The organism is Bacillus sp. OK048 (genome assembly GCF_900103525.1).
In the GTDB taxonomy this organism is placed as follows: Bacteria; Bacillota; Bacilli; order Bacillales; family Cytobacillaceae; genus Neobacillus.
In genome coordinates this window covers 148,810-157,426 of record NZ_FNHN01000011.1, presented here as the reverse complement: position 1 = coordinate 157,426, position 8,617 = coordinate 148,810, and the positions used below count along the sequence as shown (strand labels likewise).

10 protein-coding genes and 1 riboswitch are annotated in these 8,617 nt (G+C 38.4%); of the genes, 4 read left to right on the top strand and 6 right to left on the bottom strand.

The window, feature by feature from the left end:
- Positions 1 to 187 precede the first annotated feature (187 nt).
- On the bottom strand, positions 188 to 457 hold the full coding sequence (locus BLR86_RS19500) for a hypothetical protein (RefSeq protein ID WP_090765424.1): 270 nt from the start codon (positions 455 to 457) through the stop codon (positions 188 to 190).
- A 118-nt stretch (positions 458 to 575) separates the two neighbouring features.
- Between BLR86_RS19500 and BLR86_RS19495 the strand changes: the two genes are divergently transcribed.
- The gene (locus BLR86_RS19495) at positions 576 to 716 is read left to right on the top strand and encodes a small acid-soluble spore protein P (RefSeq protein WP_175492972.1); all 141 of its coding nucleotides are present in this window, start codon (positions 576 to 578) and stop codon (positions 714 to 716) included.
- Positions 717 to 755: 39 nt separating this feature from the next.
- On the opposite strand, the gene selA is transcribed toward BLR86_RS19495, so the two are convergent.
- On the bottom strand, positions 756 to 2,162 hold the full coding sequence (gene selA, locus BLR86_RS19490; protein WP_090765455.1) for an L-seryl-tRNA(Sec) selenium transferase: 1,407 nt from the start codon (positions 2,160 to 2,162) through the stop codon (positions 756 to 758).
- Between the two features lie 98 nt (positions 2,163 to 2,260).
- Between selA and BLR86_RS19485 the strand changes: the two genes are divergently transcribed.
- Complete coding sequence (locus BLR86_RS19485; protein ID WP_090765418.1) at positions 2,261 to 2,653, top strand: Hsp20/alpha crystallin family protein; 393 nt, start codon at positions 2,261 to 2,263, stop codon at positions 2,651 to 2,653.
- Positions 2,654 to 2,756: 103 nt separating this feature from the next.
- On the opposite strand, the gene BLR86_RS19480 is transcribed toward BLR86_RS19485, so the two are convergent.
- The gene (locus BLR86_RS19480) at positions 2,757 to 2,996 is read right to left on the bottom strand and encodes an Rdx family protein (protein WP_368086804.1); all 240 of its coding nucleotides are present in this window, start codon (positions 2,994 to 2,996) and stop codon (positions 2,757 to 2,759) included.
- 157 nt (positions 2,997 to 3,153) lie between these two features.
- On the opposite strand from BLR86_RS19480, the gene selD reads away from it, so the two are divergent.
- Positions 3,154 to 4,206, top strand: a complete 1,053-nt coding sequence (selD, locus tag BLR86_RS19475; RefSeq protein ID WP_090765412.1) for a selenide, water dikinase SelD — start codon at positions 3,154 to 3,156, stop codon at positions 4,204 to 4,206.
- Between the two features lie 206 nt (positions 4,207 to 4,412).
- Here the strand turns inward: selD and BLR86_RS19470 are convergent, their stop codons facing one another.
- Both BLR86_RS19470 and BLR86_RS19465 read right to left on the bottom strand, forming a co-directional pair.
- Positions 4,413 to 5,381 (bottom strand): L-threonine 3-dehydrogenase, encoded by a 969-nt coding sequence (locus BLR86_RS19470; protein WP_090765409.1) that lies wholly within the window; start codon positions 5,379 to 5,381, stop codon positions 4,413 to 4,415.
- Positions 5,382 to 5,438: 57 nt separating this feature from the next.
- Positions 5,439 to 6,629 (bottom strand): glycine C-acetyltransferase, encoded by a 1,191-nt coding sequence (locus BLR86_RS19465; RefSeq protein WP_090765406.1) that lies wholly within the window; start codon positions 6,627 to 6,629, stop codon positions 5,439 to 5,441.
- 262 nt (positions 6,630 to 6,891) lie between these two features.
- On the opposite strand from BLR86_RS19465, the gene BLR86_RS19460 reads away from it, so the two are divergent.
- Positions 6,892 to 7,182 carry a hypothetical protein gene (locus tag BLR86_RS19460; RefSeq protein WP_090765400.1) on the top strand — a complete coding sequence of 97 codons (291 nt, stop codon included), beginning with the start codon at positions 6,892 to 6,894 and terminating at the stop codon, positions 7,180 to 7,182.
- A gap of 22 nt (positions 7,183 to 7,204) precedes the next feature.
- Here the strand turns inward: BLR86_RS19460 and BLR86_RS19455 are convergent, their stop codons facing one another.
- Positions 7,205 to 8,209, bottom strand: a complete 1,005-nt coding sequence (locus BLR86_RS19455; protein WP_090765397.1) for an NAD(P)H-dependent flavin oxidoreductase — start codon at positions 8,207 to 8,209, stop codon at positions 7,205 to 7,207.
- Between the two features lie 210 nt (positions 8,210 to 8,419).
- Positions 8,420 to 8,521: riboswitch (purine riboswitch) on the top strand.
- Positions 8,522 to 8,617: the final 96 nt, after the last annotated feature.

Sequence of the window (8,617 nt, the reverse complement as noted above, 5' to 3'; positions counted from 1 at the left end):
GTGAATATGAAACGAATTATCACGTTAATGGGTAAGTAATAGCCCATTATTTTACCTTTAAAAATCCAAAACACGAAAAAAGATTAGGGAATGTTGAAAAACATCCCTAATCTTTTTAATTTTTATTGCAGTAAATTTAGATTGCCTATATTTTCAGCAGTCTCGGGCTCCCCTGCTTTTTATTGTTTTATTCTACTAGATTTACTTCCGCCACTATACTCTGCAAATCCTGTTGAAAGCGTTCAAGTTGTACTCGTTGGTGTTCTGATGCTACTTCCAGCGCATTTTCAATTTGTTGATAGGCTTCGTTAACTTCTTCCTTTAAATGTTTCAACTGATGTCCGTAACTTGCGCTATCACTAATAATAGTAGCCGCAAGCCCCTGTGCTTCTTCATATCCTTGCTGAGCTGCTTGAAAAGCTTGCTGTTTATCTTTGTTGTATGGATATTGTTGCATTCGACTGTTTCACTCCCATCATTTTTTAATAATCTTAAATTGCACAGCACGATAACAAATTATTCAGCATAAAAAGTCTTCTGTATTGCATCCTAACAATATAGGAGGAGGGATGAAAATGGTGAACAAAAACGACGGCAAGGATATGAGAAGAAATCAACCAAAGACATCTGGTCAGCCAGAGCCTTTAAGTGGTTCACATAAAGTGAAAAATCGCAACCATTCGCGTGCGAAGCATAACAGTCATCATGATATGTAAATAGTTCTAACCCCCTCTAGACCGAAGAGGGGGTTACATTTATAATTGGAGTAGTGCTTGCAGTAAGAGGTGTTCTTCTTTATCTGTGACTGTCCTTAAATCAATGATAAATTCCTCTTTTTGGATTCGTCCAACAATGGCTGGTTTAAATTGTGTTCTTAATTTTTTTCCAACCTGTTCTGCTGTTAGTGAATGGTGTTTAAGAGAAATAGACATTGTTGGCAGTTCTACATCCGGCATCGTTCCCCCGCCTACCTGACTTGTACTTTGGAAAATCTTTGCTTGAAAATGATCAGAACCTTGTAACAAATTTGTAACAAAACGCTTCGATCTATCGTCTATTACATCAATAGATACTAATAAATCACGGATTGTTGGAATGTTTTGTACACCATTTTCACCTCGTGCATAATCAATCAGCGTCCCTTCAAGGGCTGCTAATGTCATTTTATCCACTCTAACCACTCGTGCTAACTGGTGTTTTTTTAACCGATCAATAATCTTCTTTTTCCCAGCAATAATACCAGCTTGCGGGCCGCCAAGCAGCTTGTCTCCACTAAAAGTAACAATATCTGCACCCATTTCAATGACCTCTTTTACAACAGGCTCGTTGCCAATTCCGTGCTTTCTAAAGTCAAAAAGTGCACCGCTGCCAAGGTCCTCATAAAAAATCACATTTTCGGAATTTTGCGTCAGTTCAATTAGCGCTTCTGTTTCGACAGATTTCGTAAAACCTATCACTTTAAAGTTACTTGTATGTACTTTCATGATAATCGCCGTTTCAGGATGAAGTGCATTCTCATAATCATATAAATGCGTTTTATTAGTTGTTCCGATTTCCACTAATTTCGCTCCGCTTTCTTCCATAATAGAAGAAATGCGAAATGAGCCGCCAATTTCCACTAATTGACCACGCGAAACAATAACTTCTTTATTTTCTGCAAGCGCTCTTAAAACAAGATAGACAGCGGCAGCATTGTTATTGACGACCATTGTTGCTTCTGCACCGGTAATTTCTTTAAGCAGTGCTTCCACATGGCTATGCCTGGAACCTCGCTCTCCTTCTTGCAATTTATACTCAAGGTTTGAGTAATTCTGTGCTGTTTCTACCACATGATGAATAGCATTGTTGCTTAGTCTAGCTCTTCCGAGATTTGTATGAAGGATGGTTCCAGTTGCATTAATTACTTTTTCAATTGTGTATGAATATTGCTTCTTGATGTTTACTTCTAAGCGTTGAAAAACTTCATCTATAAACTGATTTGAGCCTGGAGTTGCACCATGCCAGTCCCCTTTTATTAGCAATGTCCTAATTTGATCTACTGCTTCCTTTACCTGTTTTGTTAACTGAGTAACATCTAGATGATTCTCCTTAAGGAGAACTTCGAACTGTCCATGTTTTTGTAGTTCATGTACAGCCGGAATTGAGCGTAGCCATTCTTTCACCATTTACAAACTCCTTTACTAATCCTACTTTATTCCTATTATACCATTTCACGTTTTCATTCTGAATGAATAAAATACAGCGAGCAAGGGGGATTGTTATGAAATCCAAAAAAAATATTCAGCCGATTGACTTTGACCTTGTGGAAAAGTGGTTGGAAAACTACTGCCTTGATCCACTAACGACACAAGATGACGTAACTCAATTTCGAATAGATCTATACGAAACAGATCAAGAATGGATTGTTGAAGCGTTACTTAACGAGTTTAACAGCTCGGAAATTAAGGTTTTTATAGAGGATAAGAAACTCGTTATTACTGCAGATAAATCTTCCACTTCCTCTAATCAACAAAAAAAAGTTCGCACGATCCAGTTCCCCTTTGAAGTCATTAATCAAAAAGTAACAGCGAATTATATTAATGGAATTTTAGAGGTGTTTATTTCAAAATCTGAAAAGGGATTAGGAAAAAACTGCTTTATAACATTGCCCTAAGGATAAACTTAAGGCATGATTTTTTTTCATAATTAAGTTGACATAATACAATTACAGCTAACAAATAACCCCCATTATCTAGACTAGATATGAGGGTTATTTGTTATTTTTGTGAAATGATATTTATGAAATCCTCTGTGTCAGGAAATACACCAGTGTCCAATTTTGAATAGATCTTCTCTCCATTAACCGTTACCTCAAATGCCCCACCTGAAACAGGAATTAATTCCATTTTTCCAATCTTGCGATTAAAGTGTGTAAATAATTCTTCCGCGAAACTCGCAGCTTTTGGTGCGTAGTTTCATTGCATGCAAAATTCAACAGTTATTTGATAGATGTTCATTTTTTATCCTCCATTGCAACTTAAATCTAATTTCCTACATCGATATAGTAAAAATAGTTTAACTCACTACTATTTATTCAAGCAAATCTTTCGCCTTCATACTATGTGCGTATTTTTATATAAACAGTTATACTAATAATGGAGGTGGAACTTTTACATGAGTGAGCAAGAGAAAATTCGCCTAACCTCTTTATCAACTAAAGCTGGTTGAGGCTGCAAAATTGGTCCTGAAGACCTGGCGCAAGTTTTGCGCCTATTACCTAAGCAAGAATCGGTTCCTGAATTATTGGTGGGACACGAAACATCAGATGATGCGGGTGTTTATCAGTTAACTGACTCAATTGCACTTATTCAAACTGTCGATTTCTTTACGCCAATCGTAGACGACCCATATATGTTTGGACAAATTACGGCAGCCAACGCTTTAAGTGATGTTTATGCAATGGGTGGTGAGCCGAAAACAGTCTTAAATATTGTCGCTTATCCAATAAAAAAGCTCGGTGCACAGATGCTTTCAGATATTCTCCGCGGTGCAGCAGATAAAGTAAAGGAAGCTGGAGCATTAACTGTTGGCGGTCATTCTATCGATGATCAAGAGCCGAAGTTTGGTCTTTCTGTAACAGGAATTGTTCATCCTGATAAGGTTTGGAAGAATGTCGGTGCAATGCCGGACGATGTCTTAGTGATAACGAAGCCGATCGGCGTAGGAATTATCACGACTGGAATTAAACGAAGTGTTGTTACAGAGCTACAAGAACAGACCGTCACAGAAACGATGGCTGAGTTAAATAAAACAGCGGCTGAATTGTTAATGAACTACCATCCTCATGCTGTAACGGATGTAACAGGATTTGGATTGTTAGGACATAGTAGTGAGATGGCACGCGGGAGTAATGTCAGCTTTGAAATCTCCTACTCAAAGGTTCCAATCCTTGATGGTGCATTAGAGTTAGCGAGAGATGGAGTTGTTCCGGGTGGATCAAAGTCAAATCACAAATGGTTAATCGATGATGTTTCGTATGAGGACTTACTCCCTGAGGAGCAGTTAGTTTTGTGTGATGCCATTACTTCTGGTGGACTACTCGTTTCCATGAGTGAACAAGAAGCAGTTCAATATGTGAACAACCTGCATTCAGCTGGAAAACACGATGCTGCTATTGTTGGCAGGGTCGTAGAGAAGCAGGACAAGTTAATTTATGCAAAAAGATAACAGCGTGGCATGAGCCGTGCTGTTTTTTTTGTGTATTTTTTTGGGAAGCAGAACAGATTATTGCGCATAAAGGTACGGGTTCTACAAAAAAGTGTACAGGTTCTACAATAAACCGTACAGTTTCTACAAAACATAAAACTTTCTCATAAATCAATCCCATAAAAAAATGACCTACACGAATATAGGTCGTTCTTCTTAGAAAGCGACTAATTGGCTTTGGATTGGTTCATTGTAAATTTATTTGTTAGTTTTTTAATCATATCTTCGGTCATTTTCGCTAGATCGTATTCGAATTTAAAGCCCCACTCTTCTTCTGCGGCGATTGCATCAATAGAATTAGGCCAGCTGTCGGCAATTTTTTGACGGATAGGGTCAACATTATAGGTCAGTTCAAAGCAAGGGATATGTTTCTTAATTTCGCGTGCAATTTCTTCAGGGTCAAAACTCATAGCCGTGACATTAAACGCGTTACGGTGAATAAGCCTGCATGGGTCTGCCTCCATTAAATCGATAATCGCATTAAGGGCATCAGGCATATACATCATATCCATGTAAGTCCCTTTTTCAATACAGGAAGTATAACTGCCATTCTTGATTGCTTCATAGTAAATTTCCACCGCGTAGTCTGTGGTACCACCGCCTGGAAAGGCAACATGTGAAATTAATCCGGGGAAACGTAATCCTCTGGTGTCGACTCCAAATTTATGATAATAGTAATCGCCCAAAAGTTCCCCAGCTACCTTATTTACTCCATACATCGTTGTGGGACGCATAATCGTATCCTGTGGCGTGCTCTCCTTTGGTGTGGACGGTCCAAATGCACCAATTGAACTAGGGGTAAAAAATTGTGCATTCAGCTCTCTCGCTGTTTCTAATGCATTCATTAATCCACCCATATTTAAATTCCAAGCTTGAACTGGCTTAGCTTCAGCAGTTGCAGAGAGCAGAGCAGCTAAATGCATCACCGTATCTACTTTGTATTTTTCAGCTACCTCTCCCATTCTGTTTAGATCGGTAACATCCACGATTTCAAATGGTCCACTCTGTGCTGCTTCGCTGCCATTTCTTTTTATATCAGTAGCGATTACATTGTCTGTACCATACCTTTCCCGCAATTTCATCGTGAGTTCAGAACCAATTTGTCCTAAGGCACCGGTTATTAAAATGCGTTTCATTCTTCTCCGTCCCCTTCACTTATGTCATGAAATCTTGCCCATCCAACGTTTCCATTTTCAAATAATGCCCATTTCCTTACCGACTTTCTCGTAAGTAGCAATAGCACGATCGAGCATTTCTTTTGTATGTGCCGCGGTTGGCATATTACGTACCCTACCGGTTCCTTTAGGAACGGTTGGGTACACAATCGCCTTTGCATATACTCCCTCTTCGTTTAAACGTTTGCTAAATAGCTGTGTTAGAGCCTCGTCTCCAATAATACATGGAGTAATTGGAGTCTCACTATTTCCAATCTTAAAGCCTAATTCCTTCAAGCCTTTTTTTAGGTAATCTCCATTTTCCCAAAGCTTTTGATTAAGCTCTGTACTCTCCATTAGAATTTCAATGGATTTTTTACTGGCCGCTACATCCGCCGGTGTTAATGATGTGGAAAATAGGAATGGACGGCTGCGAACCTTAAGCCAATCAATTAAATTCTTCTTTCCTGCAACATATCCACCCACGACGCCAATCGCTTTTGATAAAGTTCCAATTTGAAAATCAATTTTATCCGATAAACCGAAATGTTTAACAGTACCAGCACCATCACCAAGGACACCAGATCCATGTGCATCATCTACATATGTAATGAGATCAAATTCCTCAGCTATTTTTACGATTTCTGGTAATAGCGCAATATCACCGTCCATGGAGAATACACCATCTGTAATGACCATAATTTTATTAAATTGACCAGATTCCTTAGCTTCTTTGGCCTTTGCGCGTAAATCTTCCATATCTGAATGATTGACACGAATAATCTTTGCTCTAGAAAGTCGGCACCCATCAATGATGGACGCATGGTTTAATTCATCGGATAAAATCGCATCATTTTTATCCATAACAGCTGAAATAGCAGCCATATTACAATTGAATCCTGATTGATATGCAATGGCTGCTTCCGTATGTTTGAATTCAGCTAACTTCTCTTCCAATTCAACGTGGAGTTTTAGTGTTCCATTAATGGTACGAACCGCTCCAGCCCCAACACCGTACGTTTCAATTGCCTCAGCAGCAGCTTTTTTTAAACGTTCATCTGTTGCTAATCCTAAATAGTTATTGGATGAAAGATTCACTAACTGTTTACCATTTATTGTAATCATCGGACCATTTGGACTTTCCAATGGATCGATGACATTATATAGACCCTTAGCTTTTAAATCTTCTAGGTTTTCGTTTAAAAATTGCTCTAAAATCATACTAGACACATTTATTCCCCCTTATTGTCGCTTTTAGAAAAACATTTGTCCGCCACATGTGGACAGTTAATCGTCGAACGAATCCCAATATGAATGGGTTTCTTTACTATACTTTATCATATTATAGTTAAAAATGTTCATACCATGTGGACATTTATTGAAAAAATTTTTCCGTATTTTTTAGTTTATCTAATTGGAAAAAAGGTTAGTTTTCAAAAGGTGTAAAAACGGTATAATGAAGGTTGATGTCTTATTAGAAAGGATGTAGTTTGTGACATATATTTCGTCAATCCTATCCACCATCATTGTTGGAGGATTATTTATTTTTATATTTATTTATCTCTATGATTGGCTTTTTGGTGAACAACAAGAAAAACAAATTCGTAAAATCCATAAATATTACCGCGACGAAAACGTTCAAAAAGTTGAAATGCTGGAGCACCAGTCGAAAAAATTCACACTTTATCAAGTGAAAACAGACCAGGGAACAAAACGGGTAAAATTAATGCCAGGCTATAAAATTGTAAAGATGGTACCTAAGAAAAAAGAACCTGCCCAATAATGGGATAGGTTCTTTCAATGCTTCATCTTTCATTCACTTTTAGTCTAGTTAATTTCGTAGAATTTTGGTTCACTTTTTCCAGTGCTTCCAGGTATTCAGCCTCTAAACGACTAATGATAGCAGCAGCAGGTTCGATTTTGTCGATGGCACCGACTCCGTGCCCAGCAGACCAAATATCCCGCCAAGCTCTCACATTAGATTTACCCTCCATATGATCAAAATCAATCTTTTCTTTTTTTACTAGCTGTGCTGGGTCAAGCCCTGCCTTCACGATACTCGGAATCAGCATGTTTGCCTTTACACCAGAAAAGGCATCGGTTAAGACGATATCTTCCTGTGATGAGGTAACGAGCATTTCACGATAATCGTCGTTTACTATACTTTCTGTTGCGACAATAAACCTTGTTCCCATATAAGCAAGGTCTGCACCAGCTGCTTGTGCAGCTAATATCCCTTTACCGGTTGAAATTGCACCAGCGAGAACGATAATGCCATCCCAAAAAGTACGGACCATATCCACAAATGCGAAGCTGTTAATTTGACCTGCATGTCCACCTGCACCACTAGCTACCAAAATCAACCCGTCTACACCCGCTTCTGCAGCTTTATGGGCAAATTTTAAATCGCTAACATCTGAGAAAACCAAGCCTCCATACTCATGAACAATGTCAACCACATGTTTTGGGCTTCCTAAAGAAGTTATAACTAATTGCGGCTTGTGCTTTTTGATTAAATCGATTTCGTCCTGTAGACGGCTATAGGTGCTATGTACAACCATATTCATCGCCCATGGTGCGATTTTACGCCCAGGCTCTGTTGCGCTGGCTGCTTCTAATTCCTCATTTAATTGTCCCATCCATTGATCCAATTCCTCTATCGGTCTTGCATTTGGCGCTGGGAATGATCCAATTACTCCATTTATACAGCAATTTTTAACTAAATCTGGACCTGACACTAAAAACATTGGTGCCGCGATTACCGGCAACTTTAACTGATTCCACCAATTTTCAGGGATTGATTTTTGCATAAACTCACTCCTTCAATTAAGAATTTTCTGAATAAATTACCTATTCCTATAGTACCTGAAAATGAATGGTTATTCAATCGTAGACTAAAGCCTTTATTAATAAATAATAAAACGTTTTCACAACACGGACGATGAGTCGTTAAAATTTTCCATCGTTCGTCTTTTGGTTAAAAAACAATTGCTTTCCTTTTTTACCATGTTATAATGAGATAAATTTTATAAGGTTTCACTCATATAATCGCAGGGATATGGCCTGCAAGTTTCTACCGGATTGCCGTTAACAATCCGACTATGAGTGGGTAATGCTTACGGCGCTATTTTGCGTCCATACATTTTAGGTTATTTAGCCCAAATGTCATTGCCTCACTCGAATTTGATGTGGGCCATGATATTTGGGCTTTTTTATTT

What these genes read in the sequence shown, in the direction of transcription:
- BLR86_RS19455 (WP_090765397.1), bottom strand. Translation starts at nt 8,209, where the DNA reads ATGCAAAAATCAATCCCTGAAAATTGGTGGAATCAGTTAAAGTTGCCG.
- BLR86_RS19470 (WP_090765409.1), bottom strand. Translation starts at nt 5,381, where the DNA reads ATGAAACGCATTTTAATAACCGGTGCCTTAGGACAAATTGGTTCTGAA.
- BLR86_RS19500 (WP_090765424.1), bottom strand. Translation starts at nt 457, where the DNA reads ATGCAACAATATCCATACAACAAAGATAAACAGCAAGCTTTTCAAGCA.
- BLR86_RS19485 (WP_090765418.1), top strand. Translation starts at nt 2,261, where the DNA reads ATGAAATCCAAAAAAAATATTCAGCCGATTGACTTTGACCTTGTGGAA.
- BLR86_RS19495 (WP_175492972.1), top strand. Translation starts at nt 576, where the DNA reads ATGGTGAACAAAAACGACGGCAAGGATATGAGAAGAAATCAACCAAAG.